The sequence below is a fragment of the Paenibacillus sp. UMB7766-LJ446 genome, assembly GCF_030226665.1.
GTDB lineage: Bacteria > Bacillota > Bacilli > Paenibacillales > Paenibacillaceae > Paenibacillus > Paenibacillus vandeheii.
Genome location: NZ_JASOYM010000017.1, coordinates 92902 through 115140, shown reverse-complemented (window position 1 = coordinate 115140; position 22239 = coordinate 92902). Strand labels below are relative to the sequence as shown.

The following is a 22239-nucleotide window of genomic DNA, read 5'->3' as shown; positions in this document are numbered from 1 at the left end:
GCTGTCCATTCGAAATGGTTTTCGATCTACTGTAAGTTATTTTCATATTTACACATCCATGGTCAGATGACAAGTCATATTTATGCAACATTTTAGATCATTATCGAAGGTTTAGCTCCCTTGTGAGAAATGAACATAGACGCAAAAAAAGCCAGTCTCCTTGAAAAAATCAAGGAAATCTGGCTGTTAGATATCAATCAATCATACAAGACATAGGTGTTACGGGTTCACAAAAACCGTCTTTAATTTGGCTACATACTGCACATCAAAGCCTAGACCTTCAGCTACCATTGCCAGCGGCACATACGTTTTGGACTCGTTGCCCACCTTGTTCAGGAATGCTGGTGTGTCCACGGCAAGGGATGCACCATTCACCTGAACGGCCGTTGCACCAATCTTCACGGCAACCTTCCGGTCTCCATATGTAATCGTTGCCGTTGAAGTTTTGTTATCCCAGACGGTTGTTGCACCGACTGCATTCACGATATCCTGGATTGCCACAAAGTTTTTGCCATTGCGAATGACTGGTTTGTATGGGGTATTCAGCGTTTTGCCACTAACGATGATGTTCATCGGTTCACCGCTCGCAGGAGCTGTCAGCTTGGTGTAGTCGCCCCAGATCGTTTCTGCGAATACTTTGGCAATCGCTTCATATCCGAACTGATTCGGATGGAAATCGCGGTCCTTAATCATGTGCGTCATCGTGCCTTCTCCGCCAATAAACTCCTTGGCGACATGAGCCACTTTTACATCCATCCCTTTAGCGGAAAATTCAGTAGCAATTCCATCAATGGTCTTCGTAAACCCTTGGGAAGCTTCCATCAGTTTCGCATAAAGCTCCTTACCAGCAACTTCAGGCATGGGTTGGTACTGGTCTGCGATTACGATCTTGGCATTAGGATTAACCTCATGAATATCATTGATAACTGCGCTAACATTGACTGTATAGGATGATAGCAATTCTTTCACTTTTGCTTCCAGTTCCGCATCACTCAGCTTATCTGCCGAGCCGAGCAGCTCGGATACATCGTTTCCTCCGATTGTGATAGCAACGAGATTCGCTCCAGCTACACTCTCCTTGATGGCAGCAATATTGGCTCCAACTTGTGCCGCTCTTGGATCAGGAAGACTCGGTTGAATGGTTTCGGAAGTGAGCGCTTTCCCTTCTTTAATCGCATCTGCAAAGTTTTTCAGACCACTGCTCTTCAATCCGGCTATACCATAGTTGTCCACCTGAGTACGTCCGTGAAGCAGGCCTTGTTCCTGTAACCGTTCCACATAACCATACGGCAGTTCTTTCAGGTTCGGCTCGTAACCCACGGTAATAGAATCCCCTAATGTGACGATGCGGAATTCCTTGGTTACTGCTATGGCATCCTTGTTCACAGGCAAAGATGCTGTTGTAGTTCCCGCAGGTAACGTATTGCTATCTGCAGCAAGAGCGGACTGGGCGGTTGATGCCAAAATCAGCATCCCTGCCAGCATACTTGCCGTTAATCCCGCGGCGGTACTTCTCCATATGCGTTTACGCTTCATTCTTAGAACACTCCTTGTCTCGTATCTATACTAAGTAAACAATAATTGCATATTACACTTTCCACTCCGATGACAGAAGTTCGTGTAACTCTATTCTAACATTATTAAAGGGGTGCTGTCGTCTGTACGAAAAAGGAGGAGCTCTCACTATACACGTAAATAGACTGCCCCGAAGTCGTTCACCCACCGGTCGTCGTCGCTGGACTCTACGCTGACGATCAAAAGGAGCTTCCCGCCATTTTTCATGACTATTGGAAGCCCCTTGTTTAACACAGATAAAATATCAACCTGTCAAGATTTCTGTTTACTTTGCGTCTCCAGAATCAGAACCATCCATGTCGTTTTCCGGTTTGTTCCCGGCAGAACGCTCTATATAACGATCATAGCGATCGTCCACTTCACGTGCCATATCCCGGTACTTCAACGTTTCCTCAACAATTGGGTCCCGTTCTGTCTGGATGCGCACCTCGTATTTGGGAGGAATGAGCTGGCGTTCACGCTTGTCAGCATCGCCGGACTCCTCCATGTCCCCTTCAGTCAGCATATCACTCAAACGTCGTTCCAGTTCTTTGGATTCATCCATTGTTGTTCGCTCCTTAGATTAAAGTCACAAATGCACTAATCTTACTATTACATCTTCACTTCGTGGACAGAACAGTCTTCCGATCGCTGTTATCCCCAGATTTCTTTGATTCCCTTGTCCAAGGGAGAAATCCGTTGATAAAGGCGAGCGCTCCGCTTCTTCAGATCTGTTCAGTCCCCTCCGTTTAATGTACAATTTCAAATTTTTCAAGCATTGATGAATTGAATATACTCACTCACTCCAAGCCGGTTGCCTTTGCTTCCTTCAACACATCCGTCAATGCATCATGAATCTTGCCATTGCTGGCCACCACATGACTCACCGAGAGTTGATAAGGCGTCCCCACGGTATCGGTAACCTTGCCGCCGGATTCCTCAACCAGCAGTGCACCTGCGGCGATATCCCATGGTTTCAGACCAACTTCGGTATAAGCGCTGAGGCGCCCCGCTGCAACATAGGCCAAATGCAGGGCAGCGGAACCGCCTGCACGCAGACTGCGTACTTGCGGTGCAAGCGCCTGAACAGCGGCCATATTGATCGGCAAGGCGTATGTCGTATCTGCCGGGAAGCCAACCGCGATCAGGCTCTGAGCCAGTTCCTGTTCACCCGATACAAGCATCCGGTTTCCGTGGACGTAAGCGCCTTTTCCTTTTTCCGCAACAAACATCTCGTCACGGGAAGGATCGTAGATTACCCCCACAACCACCTCACCGTTATGGGCCAAAGCGATGGATACGGAGTAGAACGGAAAACCATGTACAAAGTTCGTCGTTCCGTCCACCGGGTCCACAATCCAGAGAAACTCTTCTTCCTCAGCTTCTTTCAGTGCTTTGGCCGAAGCTTCCGGTCCTGGTTCTACGCCTTCTTCACCCAGAATGGCATGATGGGGAAAATGCGTCAGAATCAGGCGGCGGATCATCTGTTCCGCCCCTTTATCCACTTCAGTAACGAGATCCTGCGGGGAATACTTGGTTCCGGGCTCCCCCACAGTTCCGAGACGGCTCTTGATCCACTCTCCAGCTTTGGAGGCTGCATTAATGGCGACGGCAGTATAGCTTTTGCTTGTCACGACATAAGGTGTTTTTTCCTTCTCATTCAAAGCGTTCACTCTACTTTCTATATCAATCTACGAAAAATTAAAATACTTGTTAAAAGTATACGCCCCGAGGGTCGTAAAGTTTCTCGCTGCCCAGGCCCCTTTTGGCGCTACGGATGAATGATAACCGTCGACTCGTCCACCCAGTCCACACCCTCTTCGTGATAGAATGCTAGTTTCTGCATCAGTTGAACCAATGCTTCATCCTTGCGCTTTGCCTCAATCATCACATCAAGGGCGGGCGTATCTGCTGCGATATGGCGCAAGAAAGTGAGCAAAGGCTCCACTTCAACACCGTCAGCATGACCTCGCAGGTCCTTCTCACTCTTGGGACTGGACACGTGAATTTTGGGCGGCAACGGCTTGTCTGCCGGTGAATCCGCTTGGGCAAGCGGAGATTCCCATGTCTTCAATATATCAGGCCAGAGATCCCACGGCTGTTCGCCTTCATTGTTCACCCATTGATGATGAATATCCAGCACCATGGGTAGCCCCATACGCTGGCAGACTGCAAGTGTCTCGGGTGCATTGAAGGTCTTGTCATCATTTTCGAGCGTCATCCGCTCCTGAATATCCCGATCCAGCTTTAGAAAATTTTCCTCAAAACGCAGCGCTGCACTAGGCTTGTCCCCGTATGCACCACCAATATGTATATTGTTCTTGGCAGTGGCATTCAGCCCCATCGCATCCAGCATACGTACATGATGACGAAGGTCGCGCATGGAGTTGCGCAGCACTTCCTCCCGCGGCGTGCTGAGTACTGTAAAATGATCCGGGTGGAAAGATACACGCATCTCGTTCTCCTTCACAAAATCGCCAATCACAGCAAAATCCTGCTTAAGCGCGGGAAACGGGTCCCAATCACTCAGATCCTCATGTGTAGCCAGCGGAATTAATTTGGAGGAGAAGCGATATACATGAATATGGCTGCCTTTATTGTGTCTGAGCAAACGTAATGTATTATGCAAATTCTCGGCTGCAATCCGTTCCAGCTTGCGAATTGCCGCTTCCCTATCATCAATTTTCTTAAAGCTGGACATGGTCATCGTCCGGGAAGGTGAAGCATTCTCCACGAGCACGGACATCGCCACATAGCCTAAACGTACGAGCATGAATTTCTTCCTCTCTATTAGGGCGGAATTCCTTCCCGGCATATGAAGCCGGCAGTCTTCCCTTCACTGTATATAACCAAGTTTTACCCTAAAAGAGTGACCATAATCGTAATTTCGACAAATCCGTCCATTCGTTCCGGTCCACCTGTAACAAACTACCCCTGTGCCTGTTCACCAAAGAACATCTCGTCCGCAAGAGCGGTCTGAATGCGTGATTCTTCCTCGTTCAGTTTACGGATCAATTGCATCTCCACTTCGGTCACTTCCTGACCCTGGAAGTTAATCTCTGCAATGGAGACTACGATTTTTACGATGGCTACCGCCACGTTATCCGGTGTGTAAGCAATGACTTTCTGTCCGGTAGGAAATACACGAAAGCCTTGTTTGACCATTTTGCCACGGCCGTATTCAAGCAATTCGAACAGCTCTTGTTCATTCTTGAATTTGCACACGGAATTGAATTCGGTCTGAAATCCCATTCATACCCCTCCTTATTTTGTCGTCCTCAGGCTACACCTGTACGCCGTTCTCGTAGTTCAGCGCCTGCTTGCGGTTGTAGCGTTCCAAAGCCAGCTCAATCATGCGATCCAGCAGTTCTGCATACGATACGCCCGTCTCACGCCACAAGAGCGGATACATGCTGTAGGGGGTGAAACCAGGCATGGTGTTTACTTCATTAATAAGCAATACCCCATCCGATTTGCGAATGAAGAAGTCGGTCCGGGAGATCCCATTGCCTTCAATCGCACGGAATGCCTGCAATGCGGCCTCGCGGATGCGATCTGCGGCTTCCGGGTCAAGCGGAGCAGGGATCAGCATCTGAGACTGACCATCGATGTATTTAGCTGCATAGTCATAATATTCACCAGAGGATACAATTTCTCCTGGTACGGAAGCCATCGGTTCGTCATTGCCAAGCACACTAACCTCGACTTCACGCGCCTCTACAAACTCCTCAATGACAACCTTCGTATCATAACGAAGAGCAAACTCCACTGCTGTCTTCAGTTCACCCCGGTTACGCGCTTTCGAGATCCCCACGCTGGAACCGAGATTGGCCGGCTTAATGAAACAAGGATAGCCCAACTGATCCTCCACCTGCAGAATCATTTCATGTTCGGTCTGCTTCCACTGCGTAGCGTTAAAATACGTAAAGGCACATTGGTCGATTCCGGCCTGTGCGAACAGTTTCTTCATGACCACTTTGTCCATGCCACCTGCCGAAGCAAGTACGCCTGCACCAACATAAGGCATATCTGCCATCTCGAACATTCCTTGAATCGTACCATCCTCACCAAACGTACCGTGCAGCAGCGGGAACATGACGTCCATCGCCTCTTCTCCGCCATATAAACGGCCAAACAGCGCGTTCAGCGCTTCCTGGGTTCCGCCCGCCGCCTGCTCCAGCTTCAAATCTTCAATCTGCGCGAATGGCGCATGCATGACAGATCCTTTTTTCCACGTACCCTGCTTGGAGATATAAAAAGGAACCAATTCATACTTTTCATAATCAAAAGCGTTCGTTACAGCAAACGCCGTTTGCAGCGATACCTCATGCTCGCCTGACTTTCCGCCGTAAACGACGCCTACTGTTAATTTATCCATACTCATGTGTAACCTCCGATTATCTGTGCAATGATGCTGTCATGCCTGCATGTTCAGCACCACTTTTATTCTGTTATCTAGACTTATTTTACACGGAACCGGATGTCCACGTCACCGAATCCCATAAAATCTTTGACCATCAAAATTCATCTGCAATATGAAAAAGCCGATACACCGTCCGCTCGTTCCAGGCGTAAGAATCCCGGTAATCCCAGAAACGGTGGCGGCTGCTGACTGTATGTGCGTTCACAAGCGGCATGCCCCCCGCATCAAAAGCGGTCACTACGGTACTGTGTTGAAACCTGCCATCACCGTCCCAGTCGTAGAGAATGACATCTCCAAGCATTAGCTGCTCGGGACGCTCCACTTCGGTTGCTGACAATCCCCAGCTGCTGCCGGATAAATAGCGCTCCAGACTATTGGAGACCGCCCAACTGTAGCTCCACATTTCGGCGCCATTCACATAGCCTTTGTACCACCATCCTGCTTCTCTTTTACCAGTATAGTGGATGGGTGCTCCCCCTGCAAAGAGACATTGGGACACATAGTTGGTGCAGTCCACATCGAATTCCTCAAAGGCCGGATTACCCGCATTCCACCACCGATCCGCATAGGCCACAGCAAGATCCCTGCGATACAGCTGCTGCTTTGATCGCCTACCCTGTCCCAGTACTTCCCGGTTAAGCAGCGGCCGGTTCATCGCCTGTACAAAATCAGCTTGTTGAAAAGGACGACCCTCGCCTACCGGACGACGCTCCGGCACCTCACGTTCCACACGTGCAATGCTCCAAGCTCCACCTTGCCTAAGAAAGGTCAGGCGTTCCCGCTCAATCCGGTCTTCCCGATGGGTCAAACCGTTCTTCTCATAGAACAGCCTGCTGTACAATTGCACGTCCACCACCGATTCATCTGCCCCATCCATCAGTGTCCGCACAAGCTTGGCGCTGGTCTCACTGCGAAGAGGCACGGCCCGCCGCTTGCGATACCATTGGTCCAGTCTGGCCATCCGCTCTCCCCGTTCCAGCACAAATTCCGGATCGGTTACAATCCGCTCGCTTGTCTGTGGACGGTAGTCGATCTCACAGCGATTATACTGGTTCACGTAGGTATATAAGGCACTCTTCCATTCGCGTTCCAAGCCTGTGTCCCCCTTTGGCATGAGTTCTGTCCGGAATGATCCATTGCATGAAAACTCTTTTTTATTTATATGAGAGAATTTCGGTTGTATGTGTCTGGTTCTGTTTTGAAGCCTTAATAACGGGGATAATGCGTACGGAAGAGATCAAGTCCATTCCCTTTACTTGAGAACGCATTCAATGTCTAATTCGCTTGGCTGGACAGGCAAAAAGCCCTTTACGTACGGCGTTGAAAACGGTATACTTAAAACTAAAGTTACGATTATGAAATTACGTTTCACCTAATGAAACCAGTGAACAAGGACACGGAACGATGAAGGCCTGTTCTTCACCTATATGGACGTTTTCTTCATCTCACCGACCATTTTAAGGAGGTACATGTATGTCAGCCAAGAATCATTTCTCCGCGGCCCGCAGTCTTGAGGTCGGAGGCAAGTCTTATCGCTACTACAGTTTAGATGCTCTTCAGGAAGGCGGCTACGGCGACCTTTCCAAGCTTCCTTTCTCCATTAAAGTGCTGCTCGAAGCAGCTATTCGTCAATTTGACGGACGTGCAATTACCGAAGAACATGTTAAACAACTGACCGGCTGGGCAGAAGGCCGTGACAATAACAAAGAAATTCCATTTATCCCTGCACGTATCGTTCTGCAAGATTTCACCGGTGTACCGGTTGTCGTTGACCTTGCAGCAATGCGTGATACCGTGAAAAAAGCAGGCGGCGATCCAAAACAAATCAACCCACTCGTTCCCGTCGATCTCGTTATCGACCACTCCGTTATGGTTGATGCGTTCGGAACGAATGATGCACTCGACTACAACATCAAGGTTGAGTTCGAGCGTAACGAAGAGCGTTACCGCTTCTTGCGCTGGGCGCAAACGGCATTCAACAACTTCCGTGCAGTTCCACCATCCACAGGGATCGTTCACCAGGTTAACCTGGAGTACCTGGCTTCCGTGGCTGCAACCAAAACCATTGACGGCGAAACCGTTGTATTCCCGGATTCCCTCGTAGGAACGGACTCCCACACCACCATGATCAACGGACTCGGCGTTGTTGGTTGGGGTGTTGGCGGGATCGAGGCTGAAGCAGGCATGCTGGGCCAACCGCTTTATTTTGTAACACCGGACGTTATCGGTTTCAAATTAACAGGCAGCCTGAGCGAAGGCGCAACGGCAACGGATCTGGCACTCACTGTTACCCAAATGCTTCGTAAAAAAGGCGTTGTTGGTAAATTCGTCGAGTTCTACGGACCGGGTCTTAGCAACATCAGTCTGGCTGACCGTGCAACGGTTGCCAACATGGCACCAGAATACGGCGCAACAATCGGTTTCTTCCCTGTAGATAGCGAAACACTGAACTATATGCGTAATACGGGTCGTACCGACGAACAGGTGGATCTGGTTGAAGCTTATTACAAAGCTCAGAACATGTTCCGTACTGCTGATACGGTTGACCCTGAGTTTACAGATGTGATTGAACTTGACCTGGCATCTGTTGTACCAAGTCTCGCGGGACCTAAACGTCCACAGGATCGCATCGAGCTGACTCAAATGAAAGAAGGCTTCAATAGCATTATCCGCACGCCGATCGACAAAGGCGGCTATGGACTGAGCGACGAGAAAATCGCTGAGAAAGTGCCTGTAACACACTCTGACGGTTCCACTAGCGAACTGTCTGCTGGTGCTGTCGTTATCGCGGCAATCACAAGCTGCACCAACACTTCGAATCCAAGTGTTATGGTTGGAGCGGGTCTGCTTGCGAAAAAAGCCGTTGAACGTGGTCTGACCAAGCCTGGCTACGTGAAAAGCAGCTTGACTCCAGGTTCCCTCGTAGTTACCGAGTATCTGGAAAAAGCAGGTCTGATTGAATATCTCGACAAACTCGGATTTAACGTGGCCGGCTACGGTTGTGCAACTTGCATCGGTAACTCTGGCCCACTGCCAGACGAAGTAAGCGAAGCAATCGCTGAGAACGACATGACGGTAGCGGCTGTATTGTCCGGTAACCGTAACTTTGAAGGTCGTGTGCACGCACAGGTCAAAGCCAACTACTTGGCTTCACCGCCACTCGTTGTGGCGTATGCTCTGGCGGGTACCGTTAATATTGATTTTGCAACCGATCCAATCGGCTATGATACCAACAACGAGCCTGTATTCCTGAAAGACCTCTGGCCTAGCTCCGAGGAAATCAAGGATACCATCGCTAGCTCGCTGAACGCACAGATGTTCCGCAACAAATACGAGAACGTATTTACAGCTAACGAACGCTGGAATACGATTCCTGTACCGGAAGGCGAATTGTATGAGTGGGATCCTAACTCCACATACATTCAGAATCCACCATTCTTCCAGGAGCTTGGCGACAAGTTGACGGATATCGCAGATATTCGTTCCGCACGTGTCATGGCATTGCTAGCTGATTCCGTAACAACGGATCACATCTCGCCAGCGGGTAATATCGCACCATCCAGTCCGGCTGGACTGTACCTGAAAGAACATGGCGTAGAACGCAAAGACTTCAACTCTTACGGCTCACGTCGTGGTAACCATGAAGTCATGATGCGTGGTACGTTTGCAAACATTCGTATTCGTAACCAAGTGGCTCCAGGTACCGAGGGTGGTATTACCAAATACCTGCCAACGGACGAAGAAATGTCTATCTACGATGCTTCCATGAAGTATCAGGACGAAGGACAAAACCTGATCGTTATCGCAGGTAAAGAGTATGGTACAGGAAGCTCCCGTGACTGGGCGGCAAAAGGAACATTCCTGCTCGGCGTCAAAGCCGTTATCGCAGAAAGCTTCGAGCGTATTCACCGCAGTAACCTGGTGGGTATGGGCGTAATGCCATTGCAATTCCAGGAAGGTCATGGCTGGTCCAGCCTCGGTCTGAACGGTCGTGAAACGTATGACATCACAGGTCTGAGCAATGATGTGAAACCAGGTCAAGAGCTGACGGTTACCGTAACCCGTGAGGACGGCACCAAGTTCGACTTCCCTGTCATCGCTCGTCTGGACAGCATGGTGGACGTGGACTACTACCATAACGGTGGTATCCTGCAAACCGTATTGCGTCAAATGATGAAAAAATCTTAATTGCCTTTATATTTAATGCAATTAAGTTATACAGAAAAGCTCCTCGTTCCGTGCGGTCTGCACGGTGACGGGGAGCTTTTTGATTCTGCTTTTATTAATCGATATATGTTTAAAAATCAATCTTCAATCCAACTTCCGAATCATCGGGTGGCGCGGGAATGCGGTACACACCTCTGCAGTTCAATTTCTCCACGTTAATCCAGTCCATAAAATCATCCCCTCCGTAACTACGGACAAAAACAGCGTATTCCAACTTGCCTTCATAATTAATGGACTCTGTATATTCTGTGAACGGATGTTTCCCTTCTATACTCTGCAAAAAATCAGAAAACTCCCTTCTCCACTTATCTATTTGCTCTGCATATTGATCGGGAACATAATAATAGAAACCATCTGGCGTATAGTAAGAAATTTTCATTATCATCTTGCAGACCTCCTAGATCCTAATTGACAGACTAGAGTTTCAGGATTTCCATACCTTCTTTCAGTTGTTCTGACACAGCCGTATAATATTCAATGCCATGTGCAAGTTCCTGTTTGGTCTTATGTACCAGATAGTAGGAATATTTCTGCATTAATTCATGATTATTCAACTCAATCGGTAAGTGAATGATTTCAATTTCATTTGAATTAAAGTGATATCGATACCCTCTCTCCGATCTTCCAACTTTCATTACCGTTTTGATGACTAGCAACTCATCACGTGAAAAGGTTTTTATCAAATCTGACCTTTTCTGTTCTAAATCACGTACAAGCTTTTCACCTTGGTGTTCACTTTCTCTTTCAGCTTCAGCAATCTCACTTTCAATTTCCATGATCGCTTTCATTCTTCCTGCGAGTTGTTTAGCCAATGAATACAATATATGTCCTCCTTGTAAGGATATAGGTAAATAGGGTTATCCTCTCTACTCTACCTTATTAGCAATTCCAATCGCAAACTGTACCATGGCTTGCTTCTTATTTCACTTTTATATGTGATTCCTGTAGCACATCAGAAAAGGTGATGGGGAGCTTTTTTAATAGAATGAATATGAGCATGCTTAATGATGTTTATGCCAACTTCCCTTTAATGTCCAATGTAATGTGAAGCTTGATCCAGTGTTTGAAGTGAGGCCATGACCAGAAAGAGACAGGACATTATGATTAATGAGTACCCAATCCATCTGGCGGTGATTTGATTGTTGTTGTTTCCATCCTTTGAAGAAGAATGAGTAACGTAGCTTGGACGAACGACAAACACGACTCCTGTGCCAATCATTAAAGCAGCTAAGAAAATCAAATGCTTCCCTCCTTAAACGCGACTCTGATTGGAATTATACTCTTTTCTCGCGGTGCCAGCCGCTCCACCTACGATTATCCGTTTCAGACCGATAAGCATCGTATACAGGACATAACCAATCACCCCACCAAAGGTATTCAGCATAAGATCATCCACGTCGAATATGCCCATGCCCGTCAATAGCTGTGTCACTTCAAAAGCAAAACTTAAGAGCAAGGAAAGTACAAGTACCTTTGCCCCTGACAACAGCTTGTTACCCATCAGCACTGGAATGAAGATACCCAGCGGGATAAAGGCCATGATATTACCGAGCAGATGAATTGCGGTTCCGGGACGATGTAACGACAGGCTATGCCAGTCTCTTGAAATTTCCTGAAATGGCGTCAAGTTAACGGTACGTGTATGAATCAGATCCGGCTGTTGCGCGAACGTCATAAGTTGAAATCTAACGACGTTCCAATCCATCGTATGTCCCTTGAACAGGATCAGCTTGGTCAACAGATACAGATAGATGATGAATGCCGCCACCCAAACGATCTTCATATTGAACTCTTTAGGTTTCATAATGAACCTCCGTGTATATCTTGTTGTTGTTTATTCCTCCACCGTCACGACAACTCCGTTCACGTTGTCTCCCGATATCTCATATTGACCGTGTTCAGGTACGTTAATACTCTTCGCTTTGGATGCATCGTAATAACGCACATGATAGTGCTTGTCCCCGACTTCAGCGGAAATGCTCTTTTTCTGTTGCAGCAGCTCCAAATACTGCTCCAGAACCAGGTGATTATGATACATGATGGCACTGTGCGGCAGTCCCACATACCTAAAATGCCAAGGTTCGTATTGAATGCCGGTGATGTGCACTTTATCCTTCGGGTAACGTAAAATGAATCCGTATTTCCATGCATTCTTCTCCAGCCAAGCTCCTTCTGGCGCTTCACTCATGGCAGCCAGGGTAGAGCCGATATCCATGGACAAGCCCAGATTATGTTCACTGTGACCCGCAGGAAGAGCATAGTCCGAACCCTTTTCCTCGTAAAGCTGCTCCTGTTTCGTAAAGTCTCGATAACCACTGCTGATGAGGAAGTAACGCACGTCATCTTTCGCTGCAGCTTCAATCATCTTCTCGAACGCTTGCGCTACGTACTTTGACAACATGATATTGTGATCCAGCAAGCCGTATCCACGAACCAGATCTTGTTGTTCAGCCAAATTCACAATGTCCGTTCTAATACCCTCCGCATGAACAGGATACTCCGAATTGACGAGCAGTAAATTCCCTTTATGTACTTGATTCTTCATATCCACGTTAATGGTTTTGGTATATCCCGCCCGATTTTCAGCCGTATTCTGAATTTGCAGATTCGCTTCTTCCTTCTGCTCAAACAATGCAGGTGACTTGGAAAAAATATATCCCAGTACAATGATACATATCAAAAATCCCCACTTCTTCATCCCTTGTTCCTCCTTTACCTCGTATTATCAAGGATAGAGAAAACTAGTTAAAAAAAAGCAGGGCAATTCTAAAGTTTTTCTTAAATTTGGCATGTAACTTCATTCTAATGCAGGTAACCGAACTTCAAATACGGTCCGTACGACATCACTCTGGGCCGAAATGGTCCCATCATGCTGCTCCACAATATTTTTGGCGATAAAAAGTCCTAGACCTGTTCCACCTTCCTGCGGTGTACGCGCTCGATCCCCGGTGTAATACATATCGAAAATATGAGGCAGATCATCTGGATGAATATGTCCCCCATAGTTCATGATCTGAATGATAACCTGTCCTGCATCACGATGCCCATGAATATCCACATAAAGACCATCCGTACCGTGACGTGCCGCATTGATTAACAGGTTCTCAAACACGCGTGCAAGCACCTCACCATCGCCGGAGATGGTTAATTCGGAATCGATATGCAATCGGGTGACCAGGTGGTTCTTTTCAAAAACGGGGTACAGCTCTTCGTTCATCTGCCTCAGCAGCTCACTAAGATCAAGTCTCTTTTTCTCGATCGGCAACATGCCATAGTTCATTCGTGTAATCTCAAACAAATCATCAATAAGTTTCTCTAGACGCTGAGATTTGGTAAAAGCAATCGCTGTAAAGTGTCTGACCTGCTCTTCCGTTAACTGATCATCCTTCATCAACAGATCCAGATAACCCAATACTGACGTTAGGGGCGTACGCAAATCATGCGCCAGGTTTACTACCAGCTGGTCCCTGCTGCTCTCCGCAAAATCTCCCCGTTCTACCGCTTCCTTCAGCTTCAGATTTGCCAGATTTATATCCTCTGCAATCGCGCCCAGCTCGTCCTTCGTCGAAATCTGAACACGGTGCTGGAAATCTCCACTCGCGAGTTGCCGGATACCAGTAGAGATATCTTTGAAATAGGTAACATATGGCTTCGTAAACCAGAAGAAAAACAGTATAGCAAGCGGAATGAACAGGATGAGGAAAAAGTAAATATCCCCTATGCTTTTCATAAAGTGACGATATTCAGCTAACTGATCCTCCGCACGCACTCCGGTGTAATAGTATTGCATCAGTTTATATACCCCAAAGGTAATCGCGCCAGATGCCAGCATGCTTAGACCAAGCAACAGAATCATGGTTGTTCGAAAACTTCTACGTTTATTCATTAAATGTGTACCCCACACCCCAGATCGTTTTGATAAACTTGTTCTTGTCTACATCTTCCCCCAGCTTCTTGCGCAGGGTCCGAATATGAACCATCACGGTATTGCCGCTCTCATAATAAGCCTCTCCCCATACTTGTTCAAAGATGCTCTCTGCACTGAACACCTGTTTGGGATGATTTGCGAGCAGATACAGAATGTCAAACTCCTTCGGTGTTAATTCGATGGGCTTGCCATAAAGGGTGACGCTATGCTGATCTGGCGAGATAATGAGGCCGCCTTTCTCCAGAATGGAACGCTGGATCGGTACAGACTGGCTGAATTGAAGGGAACGGCGCAGCTGGGAATTGACCCGGGCGACCAGTTCCATCGGGTTAAATGGCTTGGTCATGTAATCATCTGCGCCCATCACGAGCCCAGTGATTTTATCCATATCCGAGGTTTTGGCGCTTAGAAAAATAATAGGCAGGTGATACTGCTCTCGAATTTTGCGGGTTACCTCATATCCATCCATACCAGGCATCATAATATCCAAAATAGCCAAATCGATCGTTTGTGTCTGAACGGCTTGAACCGCCGCTTTCCCATCGAATGCCTTGATGATGTGATATCCTTCTTTTTGCAAGTGCAATGCAACCAGATCAGCGATCTCAACTTCATCATCTGCGATCAAAATCGTAATACGTTTCATTGCTTATTCCACTCCTATATGTGATGCTCAACAATATAACATATCTGAATCCAACTTATAAATGATTGAAGGGAATCCAATATATGAAACTGGATCGTTTATTAGCCATTGTTGTGCTGTTGATCAATCGTGGCCGGGTGCAGGCCAAGGATTTGGCGGATACGTTTGAGGTGTCCATTCGTACCATCTACCGAGATATAGACACACTGGGTCAGGCGGGTATTCCTGTCGTCACCTATCAGGGTGCAAGCGGGGGGATTGGCCTTGCAGAAGGTTACCGGCTTGACCGAAATGTGCTGACCGACAAAGATCTGGCCTCCATTGTCACTGCGCTGCGCAGTGTCTCCACCTCCCATACGAATGTGGCACGAGACCTGTTGATGGAGAAACTCAGCAGTATCGTGCCTGAAGCCAAAAATGAAGATTTCCAGGCCAATACCAGCCGCTTTATTGTAGATTATTCGATGTGGACGCATCCCGAAGCGCTGCAAATCAAGCTCCAGCTCATTGAACAGGGCATGGATCAACTGCGGCCCATTACATTTACCTATTGCAGTGCCGAAGGTACCCAGACCCATAGAACGACCGATCCGCATACCCTTGTGCTCAAAAAGCATTCCTGGTACCTCTATGCGTTCTGTCACGAACGCAACGAGTTCCGTATGTTTAAGCTGGTCCGCATGCGAGACGTCGCCCTTGCCCAAGGAAACTTCGAACGCAAGCCGATTAACCTGCAGGACAGACCCTGGCAGCAGGATTGGGCAACCCCGGATAACAAGGTGCCTCTGACCCTCAGATTCCATGCGCGTATCCGTCACATCGCAGTGGAATGGTTTGGCATAGAGAGCGTCATCCCGAATGATGAGGGCTATTATATCAGCCAGGTCGCATTCCCGGAGGACAACTGGCTGTACGGGTTCATTCTTGGATTTGGCGCAGATGTCGAAGTACTGGAGCCTCTTCATATTCGAGAGGAGATTCGTAGAATTGCCGAACAAATTGTGCAAAATTATAGTGCCCCGCCTCGAACCTGACAGACAGGTGTCCAGTTCCTCCCGTTATACTTCTATTATATTCAAGCTTTACATAACGAGGAGGAATTAATTATGAACGTCACCGTATGCCAGAGCTGTGGAATGCCACTCACTACGCCTGCCCAATTCGGAACAGAAACGGATGGTACTACAACCCGCGAATACTGTATCTATTGTTATAAAGAAGGCAAGTTTGAGCAGCCCGATATTACGCTGGAGGGCATGATTGAAATGTGCACCGCCATCCTGAGCCAAGAAGGTATGGACGAGGAATCAGCAAGGTCAATGCTGCGCAACCAACTTCCTTTTTTGAAAAGATGGCATGCAGCTGGTATTGAACGGAACGTGGCATTTCCAGCAGAACATTCGAATGGGTCCGATGGCCTTAATCAAGTAACGCCCGACAATACGCTCTCCACAGAGCCCATTCGGTATGTCACACTGCCAGGAAAACGCCTCGCGGGTGTGTCGGCCAGAACCACCAATACCATTGAGATTAGTGGCAAAGGCTGCATTCAGGGTCTCTGGAACAGCTACTTCGCTTCAGATCATCAGCCCGCTCCTGAAGCGGCACGCTATGGCTGTTACGCTGACTATACGGATGGCATACATGGAGAATACACCATACTTGTGGGTCATGAGGTGAGCCCGGATGAATCGTTACCTGAGGGAGTGAATTCCGTTGAGCTGCCGCCTGCAACATATGCGGTGTTCACCTCCAGAAAGGGCCCGATGGCCGAAGTCGTGGGTGAAGCCTGGGGTGCGGTGTGGGCCTGGAACAATCAGGGGGAACGCACGTTTACCGGAGATTTCGAATTGTATGATGAGCGAAGTCTCGATCCTGAGAACGTACAAGTAGACCTGTATATTGCTGTTCGCCGCGAAAAATAAGAAGAAAAGTGAACATGATCATTTCTTAATCCGAATTGGACTGTTTATATCTGTATCTGTATCTCAGCAATGAAATTCCGCTCATGGATTTATGCAAAATGCTGTTAGGCTGCCAGGTTTCCTGGCGGCTTTTTTGGCATTTCCCTTTTGTCTATCCGTCGAAAATTGCCCTAATATGCACCCGACAACCGACCATGGTACCAAGTTAGCTAGCTTATGTCGTACCTATACAACCAGACTATATGTCTTAATTTCGACACAATTGGCAATCCCAAAACTGGGTCTATTCACTTAACAATCGCTTCTATCCTCCCATACGAAACCTCACATATTCGGTCCTTTCCTCCTGAATTTCTTTAAAAACGTTTACATCTCCTCAATACGGGGTAAAATCACTACAACCCAATTGGAATTGCACCTTAAGTTGCCTGTTTCGTCTAACAAGTCACATATACCTATTTGCGTAACAGAGACGATAACCTGTCGGAATACATAAGCTATTTAATAATCACATATGCATATTCGAAAATGCATTAAAGGAGGAACCAAGATGATCCGCATGCCTATTCAGCAAATGATCCCGTACCACCACCAATATCCGCGCAACACGGCGACCGTTGCTCCCAAAAAGGAGAATGAGAACACTCAAGGTCTATCCTTTCATGAAATTTTGCAGCAAAAAATGGCTAAAAAGAACGCCTCCCCTTCTTTGCGATAAATGAAATGATGAGCGAATTGAGCATTGCTTGCATGGCTGCACCGTTCTCTGCGAAGTTGTAGATGAACGGTTATTCGCGTTTTCGCTTTAATTGGTTGTTACATCGGCATTTTACATATGTACAGTCTATGGTCACATCCCTATAATGGGTTAAACATCTGCGGCACTTTGTTGAATCAACATCCATTTCAGGGGGCAAATATGATGATGACTATCGGCTGTTTTCACGCTCACTATTCCAACATTGCACTGATTGAAGAAGCACTCGCTCCTTATGAAGTTGAACTAGTTCATTATGTCGATCCGGGTCTGGATCGCCTCAAACATGATGCTGATTTCACCGAGGCAGTTACGCGTGAGAAAGTATCACAGACGCTGCAATGGATCGCACACTGTCATGCAGATGCCATCCTCGTCACCTGCACCCTGTTTGCAGCCGTACTTGAGCAGGAGGCACAGTATGTTCCCGTCCCAGTGGTTGGTATTGACGACCCATTACTTCAGGAATTGAAACGAGTACCGGGGAGATACATATTGGCGTTTACCAACCCTGCGACGATTGAAGGAACGATGGCACGGGTGAATCAGGCTTTGCAGCAGGATGATGAGAATGGACAGCGAAAAGGGATCGATGCTGTAGAAGCTGAAGCGGTATTGATCCCGGGTACATTCGAGTTAATCATGCGAGGCGATAAGGTAGGTTATCTTGCAGCCGTGAGTGCTGGATTGCAGCAGATTGCTGAGCAGTCCCCGGGAAGCACGGTAGTAGCGGCTCAGCTGTCCATGGCTCCCGCAGCAGCACGAGTTACAGCAGATACCGGCATGTTGATCTTTAGCCCGCTGGCATCGCTTTCGGCTTATTTGGAAAAGAAGTTGAGCTTGGCCCACCGTTAAGTGTTGAGCTCATGAAGCAAAATAAAAAGACTCTCGAATGAGAGTCTTTCGAATGGTATAATCATTTTGTACAGCCAATTTGTGGTGGGAAATAGATTGCCTCCAGTGGGAGGTGATTCTATGAACTTCTCTTTCAACGACGTAATCGTGTTCGCAATGTTAGTTATTGCGCTCCTCACATACATCGACCGTAAAAAGAAGTGACCCGCCACAGGTTGACGGCCTGACGGGTCACTTCGTCTGAACTATGCTGCACTTGGAGGAATACCCACCGCAAATGCTGTGCAGGAGTAGCCATTGGCCTGGCTACTCTTATTTGTTTTTACTTATACTCATTTTATTAAACATCTATGAGACAATCAACCTATAAGTGATAAAAATATGTTGTGTCGTACTTCTTGTCCTCTAAGATTAAGTGCGAACACCACATACCGGGTTAAAGCCGCTCTTCTCCACAATCACGGAGAGGAACGGCTTTTCACCATATCAGGCTGCCCAGATTGCGCTGTAACAACGCTTAGGAGCGTGTTCGGTATTCCTCAGCCTTTTCCTGCATGCCCGCAGCCAAGGCCTCATTCTCGGACAATCCTTTGTCCGCGGCAAAAGCACGAATATCCTGCGTAATGCGCATGCTGCAAAATTTCGGCCCACACATGGAGCAGAAATGGGCTTCCTTGGCCCCTTCGGCCGGCAGCGTCTCATCATGGTAGGATAGCGCACGTTCCGGGTCCAGCGACAGGTTGAACTGATCCCGCCAGCGGAACTCGAATCGTGCTTTGGACAGCGCATCGTCCCGCCGCTGGGCACGCGGGTGACCTTTCGCTAGATCGGCAGCATGTGCAGCAATCTTGTAGGCGATAACCCCTTCTCGCACGTCATCCTTATTGGGCAAGCCCAGATGTTCTTTTGGTGTAACATAACAGAGCATCGACGTACCGAACCAACCGATCATCGCTGCCCCGATCGCCGAGGTAATATGGTCATATCCCGGTGCAATATCGGTCGTCAGGGGTCCCAAAGTATAGAACGGCGCTTCCTTGCAAATCTCCATTTGCAGATCGACATTCTCCTTGATCTTGTGCATCGGCACATGTCCCGGACCTTCGATCATCACCTGCACATCATGCTTCCAGGCGATTTGTGTCAGTTCACCAAGCGTAGCCAGTTCCGCCATCTGGGCTTCGTCATTAGCATCGTAGATGCTTCCTGGGCGCAGCCCGTCTCCGAGAGAGAACGCCACGTCATACCTTTTCATAATCTCGCAGATTTCTTCAAAATGGGTATACAGAAAATTCTCCTGATGATGCGCAAGGCACCATGCCGCCATGATGGACCCGCCCCGTGACACAATGCCTGTCATGCGCTTGGCGGTCATCGGGATATATCGCAGCAGCACGCCTGCATGAATCGTAAAGTAATCCACGCCCTGCTCTGCCTGCTCAATGAGTGTGTCACGATACAACTCCCAGGTCAGTGCTTTGGCTTCACCATTGACCTTCTCCAGCGCCTGATAGAGCGGTACCGTTCCGATCGGTACCGGAGAATTGCGGATGATCCATTCCCGAGTCGTATGAATGTCCTTGCCTGTGGAAAGATCCATCACCGTATCTGACCCCCAGCGCACCGCCCAGGTCATCTTCTCTACCTCTTCCTCGATAGAGGACGATACGGCAGAGTTTCCGATGTTCGCATTAATCTTCACATGAAAATGACGCCCGATCAGCATCGGCTCGCTCTCCGGGTGATTGATGTTCGACGGAAGGATCGCCCTGCCACTCGCCAGCTCCTGTCGCACAAACTCCGGCTCCACGCCTTCACGAATGGCGGCGAACTCCATTTCCGGTGTGATGATTCCCTGTCGTGCATAATGCATCTGGGTCACGCTGCGCCCAGCTATTCCTCGCAAGGGTTGACCCCGCAACCCTGGATACTCCTCGGCTCCAGCTCGCTTCCCTCCTGGCTTCAGACCGTTATCTTCCGGCTTTACCGTCCGTCCCCGGTAAGCTTCAACATCTTCACGCTCCGTAATCCAGCGTGTACGCAGCGCTGGCAGACCCGCCCGGATATCGGCATGAAATCCGGGATCGGTCATCGGCCCGCTCGTATCGTAGACACGCAGCGGTTCGTTATGTTCCACTCCTTGGGGAGTATTCGTGTCATGAAGGGCAATTTCACGCTCCGGTACAGCAATGTCCGGTCGAGAGCCATAAATGTAAACTTTGCGGCTGCCCGGGAAGGGCTGAACCCGTCCGGTCGCCCCTTTTTCTTTTGCCAGCTGCTGATCCTGCTCGTCCTGTCCCATCGTTCTGTTCCCTTTACTCATCGCTCTTGTCTCCTCCTCATTGGTGATCGTCTGGATTGAAATGCTTGCGTACTTATCCCGAATCATCCACAACATAGATAAAGAAAGAGCGACCATACGACAGAAAGCAGGACATCACATTTAGTAATACGCAGGCAGTCAATGCAAATGGACTCCATCCCAGACGCTCTCCAGCCGCTCCCGGGTACTTTGCCCAAAAGCAGTTCTGGCAGCGTCTTCCGCCTGTTTACTGTATAAAAAAAGCCGGTTCCCAAGGGAACCGGCTTATGTCCATCACCAATAACGCACCTTATAAAGGCTCCATAGCGGAGCCCATCCAATAGGTCACATCATGTGGTGTTCGTGGTCGTATCGCCGATTACTTCCCTACGCTGGTATGATCCAGATCAGGTGCAAAGGGTCCGGAATCTCATGCGATTCCGTCTCAGTCCGGACAATTCGGACTCCCCCAGTAACGTTAACAAGTTGCAGCTAAGCCGCAGATACATATTTAATTATCCTGACCCGTTAGGCCGTCCATTACAGAGTAGCGCAACCGAATCATAAAAACAACCTTTATATTCAGAAAATAAAATCAGGATAACATGAGTCCCATCTGTGCAGCTGCTTCCTTCAGCACAGGTGCGTATTCATGCAACGTCTCCTGGGAAAGGCGACTAACAGGCCCGGATACCGACAAGGCAGCAGCGATGTTTCCTTTCCGATCCAGGATGGGGACAGATACTGCCGCAGCTCCCGGTTCACGTTCCTCATAACTTGTTGCGTAGCCATATTCCAGAATGTCTTTCATCTGTGCCAAATATACTTTGGGATCGATAAATACCGGCCATTCCGGTCCATTCATCAGATCTTCACGGTCCTCCTCGGTGGCAAAAGCCATCAGCACTTTGCTGGACGCTCCCACAGATAGCGGAAGTCTGACTCCCACCGGAGCCACCCGGCGAATCGCCTGATCACTCTGCACGGCTTGAATCCGAATCCGCTCACTGCCATCACGCAGATATAAGCTTACGGTTTCGCCCAGTCGATCCCTCAGCCGCTCCATCGCAGGAAGGAGCAGAATGGCCGGATCATCGCTGCGAGACATATGGGCAGACAGCTCCCAGATGCGTATGCCGAGTCGATACTTCTCGGTGGCTGCATCCCGGATCACGAACCCTTTCTCCTCCAAAGTAGCCATCAGACGATGGACTGTACTTTTGTGCAGACCGATCTGAGTGGCAATTTCCGTGAGTCCCAGATCACTGCGCGTTGTAAAACACAATAATATATCCAGCGCCCGTTCTACAGCCCGGACGGTTAACTTTCGATCTTCCATGGCATGTTGCCCTCCTCATGTTTCATCACATGAAACTTGGTTACATAAATTATATGAGAAACGGTCTCATCTGTAAACCAAAAAGCGCCAATTTGAAATAGGGATAATTGTAAATATTTTCTTTTTATAAATAAAAATCCCCTGCAATTTGCACCCTAAGGAAATGTTAACCATATATCTTCAGAACTATATAACAATTGCGTAACAAATGGCTCCAATCAATTGACTTTGACTATATTGGAACATACGATAAAGATATATTAAATTAAGATTTTGCTTCATA

At 48.2% G+C, this 22239-nt stretch carries 21 protein-coding genes, 1 pseudogene and 1 riboswitch; of the genes and pseudogenes, 5 read left to right on the top strand and 17 right to left on the bottom strand.

The window, feature by feature from the left end; all coding sequences use genetic code 11:
• Window positions 1-219: 219 nt before the first annotated feature.
• From QP794_RS29860 to QP794_RS29830, 7 genes are all read right to left on the bottom strand, one after another.
• Window positions 220-1536 (bottom strand): SGNH/GDSL hydrolase family protein, encoded by a 1317-nt coding sequence (locus QP794_RS29860; protein ID WP_285080361.1) that lies wholly within the window; start codon window positions 1534-1536, stop codon window positions 220-222.
• 304 nt (window positions 1537-1840) lie between these two features.
• On the bottom strand, window positions 1841-2119 hold the full coding sequence (locus tag QP794_RS29855) for a hypothetical protein (RefSeq protein WP_285080360.1): 279 nt from the start codon (window positions 2117-2119) through the stop codon (window positions 1841-1843).
• Window positions 2120-2354: 235 nt separating this feature from the next.
• Window positions 2355-3218: an inositol monophosphatase family protein gene (locus QP794_RS29850; protein ID WP_483311972.1), complete on the bottom strand. Its 864-nt coding sequence runs from the start codon at window positions 3216-3218 to the stop codon at window positions 2355-2357.
• Between the two features lie 107 nt (window positions 3219-3325).
• Window positions 3326-4327 (bottom strand): UV DNA damage repair endonuclease UvsE, encoded by a 1002-nt coding sequence (uvsE, locus tag QP794_RS29845; protein WP_285080356.1) that lies wholly within the window; start codon window positions 4325-4327, stop codon window positions 3326-3328.
• A 155-nt stretch (window positions 4328-4482) separates the two neighbouring features.
• Window positions 4483-4806 (bottom strand): hypothetical protein, encoded by a 324-nt coding sequence (locus QP794_RS29840; protein WP_053779624.1) that lies wholly within the window; start codon window positions 4804-4806, stop codon window positions 4483-4485.
• Window positions 4807-4837: 31 nt separating this feature from the next.
• Entirely contained in the window at window positions 4838-5938 is a 1101-nt protein-coding gene (locus QP794_RS29835; protein ID WP_285080354.1) for a D-alanine--D-alanine ligase, read from the bottom strand.
• A gap of 133 nt (window positions 5939-6071) precedes the next feature.
• Window positions 6072-7091 carry an amidase domain-containing protein gene (locus QP794_RS29830; RefSeq protein ID WP_285080352.1) on the bottom strand — a complete coding sequence of 340 codons (1020 nt, stop codon included), beginning with the start codon at window positions 7089-7091 and terminating at the stop codon, window positions 6072-6074.
• A 359-nt stretch (window positions 7092-7450) separates the two neighbouring features.
• Here QP794_RS29830 and acnA point away from each other — a divergent pair, with 359 nt between their 5' ends.
• Window positions 7451-10165, top strand: a complete 2715-nt coding sequence (gene acnA, locus QP794_RS29825; RefSeq protein WP_285080351.1) for an aconitate hydratase AcnA — start codon at window positions 7451-7453, stop codon at window positions 10163-10165.
• Window positions 10166-10274: 109 nt separating this feature from the next.
• On the opposite strand, the gene QP794_RS29820 is transcribed toward acnA, so the two are convergent.
• The 7 genes and pseudogenes from QP794_RS29820 to QP794_RS29790 all read right to left on the bottom strand — a co-directional run bounded on the left by QP794_RS29820 (window position 10275) and on the right by QP794_RS29790 (window position 14778).
• Window positions 10275-10589, bottom strand: coding sequence for a hypothetical protein (locus tag QP794_RS29820; protein WP_285080349.1), 315 nt, complete (start codon window positions 10587-10589; stop codon window positions 10275-10277).
• A 31-nt stretch (window positions 10590-10620) separates the two neighbouring features.
• Window positions 10621-11025 carry a hypothetical protein gene (locus tag QP794_RS29815; RefSeq protein ID WP_285080347.1) on the bottom strand — a complete coding sequence of 135 codons (405 nt, stop codon included), beginning with the start codon at window positions 11023-11025 and terminating at the stop codon, window positions 10621-10623.
• Window positions 11026-11231: 206 nt separating this feature from the next.
• A complete protein-coding gene (locus QP794_RS29810) occupies window positions 11232-11444 on the bottom strand; it encodes a hypothetical protein (RefSeq protein WP_094939452.1) in 213 nt (70 codons plus the stop codon).
• Between the two features lie 12 nt (window positions 11445-11456).
• Window positions 11457-12008 carry a VanZ family protein gene (locus QP794_RS29805; protein ID WP_285080344.1) on the bottom strand — a complete coding sequence of 184 codons (552 nt, stop codon included), beginning with the start codon at window positions 12006-12008 and terminating at the stop codon, window positions 11457-11459.
• A gap of 233 nt (window positions 12009-12241) precedes the next feature.
• Window positions 12242-12569, bottom strand: a pseudogene (locus tag QP794_RS33400) (M15 family metallopeptidase); the annotation flags it as partial.
• A 432-nt stretch (window positions 12570-13001) separates the two neighbouring features.
• Window positions 13002-14090, bottom strand: coding sequence for a HAMP domain-containing sensor histidine kinase (locus QP794_RS29795; protein ID WP_079348883.1), 1089 nt, complete (start codon window positions 14088-14090; stop codon window positions 13002-13004).
• Window positions 14083-14778, bottom strand: coding sequence for a response regulator transcription factor (locus QP794_RS29790; protein WP_024633012.1), 696 nt, complete (start codon window positions 14776-14778; stop codon window positions 14083-14085). The genes QP794_RS29795 and QP794_RS29790 overlap by 8 nt, the downstream gene beginning before the upstream one ends.
• 83 nt (window positions 14779-14861) lie before the next feature.
• Between QP794_RS29790 and QP794_RS29785 the strand changes: the two genes are divergently transcribed.
• The 4 genes from QP794_RS29785 to QP794_RS29770 all read left to right on the top strand — a co-directional run bounded on the left by QP794_RS29785 (window position 14862) and on the right by QP794_RS29770 (window position 18315).
• Window positions 14862-15812, top strand: a complete 951-nt coding sequence (locus tag QP794_RS29785; RefSeq protein ID WP_285080339.1) for a helix-turn-helix transcriptional regulator — start codon at window positions 14862-14864, stop codon at window positions 15810-15812.
• A gap of 72 nt (window positions 15813-15884) precedes the next feature.
• Window positions 15885-16703, top strand: a complete 819-nt coding sequence (locus QP794_RS29780; RefSeq protein WP_285080336.1) for a zinc ribbon domain-containing protein — start codon at window positions 15885-15887, stop codon at window positions 16701-16703.
• A gap of 550 nt (window positions 16704-17253) precedes the next feature.
• Window positions 17254-17421, top strand: coding sequence for a hypothetical protein (locus QP794_RS29775; protein WP_179132768.1), 168 nt, complete (start codon window positions 17254-17256; stop codon window positions 17419-17421).
• A gap of 201 nt (window positions 17422-17622) precedes the next feature.
• Window positions 17623-18315: an aspartate/glutamate racemase family protein gene (locus QP794_RS29770; RefSeq protein WP_285080333.1), complete on the top strand. Its 693-nt coding sequence runs from the start codon at window positions 17623-17625 to the stop codon at window positions 18313-18315.
• A 175-nt stretch (window positions 18316-18490) separates the two neighbouring features.
• On the opposite strand, the gene QP794_RS29765 is transcribed toward QP794_RS29770, so the two are convergent.
• The 3 genes from QP794_RS29765 to QP794_RS29755 all read right to left on the bottom strand — a co-directional run bounded on the left by QP794_RS29765 (window position 18491) and on the right by QP794_RS29755 (window position 21956).
• A complete protein-coding gene (locus QP794_RS29765) occupies window positions 18491-18613 on the bottom strand; it encodes a hypothetical protein (protein WP_285080331.1) in 123 nt (40 codons plus the stop codon).
• A gap of 219 nt (window positions 18614-18832) precedes the next feature.
• A complete protein-coding gene (thiC, locus tag QP794_RS29760; protein ID WP_285080373.1) occupies window positions 18833-20617 on the bottom strand; it encodes a phosphomethylpyrimidine synthase ThiC in 1785 nt (594 codons plus the stop codon).
• Between the two features lie 367 nt (window positions 20618-20984).
• A riboswitch (TPP riboswitch) is annotated at window positions 20985-21098 on the bottom strand.
• A gap of 114 nt (window positions 21099-21212) precedes the next feature.
• A complete protein-coding gene (locus QP794_RS29755; RefSeq protein WP_285080330.1) occupies window positions 21213-21956 on the bottom strand; it encodes an IclR family transcriptional regulator in 744 nt (247 codons plus the stop codon).
• Window positions 21957-22239 lie beyond the last annotated feature (283 nt).

Coding starts and splice junctions, on each gene's coding strand:
- QP794_RS29765 (WP_285080331.1), bottom strand. CDS start 18,613: ATGGCTACTCCTGCACAGCATTTGCGGTGGGTATTCCTCCAAGTGCAG.
- QP794_RS29770 (WP_285080333.1), top strand. CDS start 17,623: ATGATGATGACTATCGGCTGTTTTCACGCTCACTATTCCAACATTGCA.
- QP794_RS29775 (WP_179132768.1), top strand. CDS start 17,254: ATGATCCGCATGCCTATTCAGCAAATGATCCCGTACCACCACCAATAT.
- QP794_RS29860 (WP_285080361.1), bottom strand. CDS start 1,536: ATGAAGCGTAAACGCATATGGAGAAGTACCGCCGCGGGATTAACGGCA.
- QP794_RS29795 (WP_079348883.1), bottom strand. CDS start 14,090: ATGAATAAACGTAGAAGTTTTCGAACAACCATGATTCTGTTGCTTGGT.
- QP794_RS29755 (WP_285080330.1), bottom strand. CDS start 21,956: ATGGAAGATCGAAAGTTAACCGTCCGGGCTGTAGAACGGGCGCTGGAT.
- QP794_RS29785 (WP_285080339.1), top strand. CDS start 14,862: ATGAAACTGGATCGTTTATTAGCCATTGTTGTGCTGTTGATCAATCGT.
- QP794_RS29805 (WP_285080344.1), bottom strand. CDS start 12,008: ATGAAACCTAAAGAGTTCAATATGAAGATCGTTTGGGTGGCGGCATTC.
- QP794_RS29840 (WP_053779624.1), bottom strand. CDS start 4,806: ATGGGATTTCAGACCGAATTCAATTCCGTGTGCAAATTCAAGAATGAA.
- acnA (WP_285080351.1), top strand. CDS start 7,451: ATGTCAGCCAAGAATCATTTCTCCGCGGCCCGCAGTCTTGAGGTCGGA.
- uvsE (WP_285080356.1), bottom strand. CDS start 4,327: ATGCTCGTACGTTTAGGCTATGTGGCGATGTCCGTGCTCGTGGAGAAT.
- QP794_RS29780 (WP_285080336.1), top strand. CDS start 15,885: ATGAACGTCACCGTATGCCAGAGCTGTGGAATGCCACTCACTACGCCT.
- thiC (WP_285080373.1), bottom strand. CDS start 20,617: ATGGGACAGGACGAGCAGGATCAGCAGCTGGCAAAAGAAAAAGGGGCG.
- QP794_RS29855 (WP_285080360.1), bottom strand. CDS start 2,119: ATGGATGAATCCAAAGAACTGGAACGACGTTTGAGTGATATGCTGACT.
- QP794_RS29835 (WP_285080354.1), bottom strand. CDS start 5,938: ATGAGTATGGATAAATTAACAGTAGGCGTCGTTTACGGCGGAAAGTCA.
- QP794_RS29820 (WP_285080349.1), bottom strand. CDS start 10,589: ATGATAATGAAAATTTCTTACTATACGCCAGATGGTTTCTATTATTAT.
- QP794_RS29830 (WP_285080352.1), bottom strand. CDS start 7,091: ATGCCAAAGGGGGACACAGGCTTGGAACGCGAATGGAAGAGTGCCTTA.
- QP794_RS29790 (WP_024633012.1), bottom strand. CDS start 14,778: ATGAAACGTATTACGATTTTGATCGCAGATGATGAAGTTGAGATCGCT.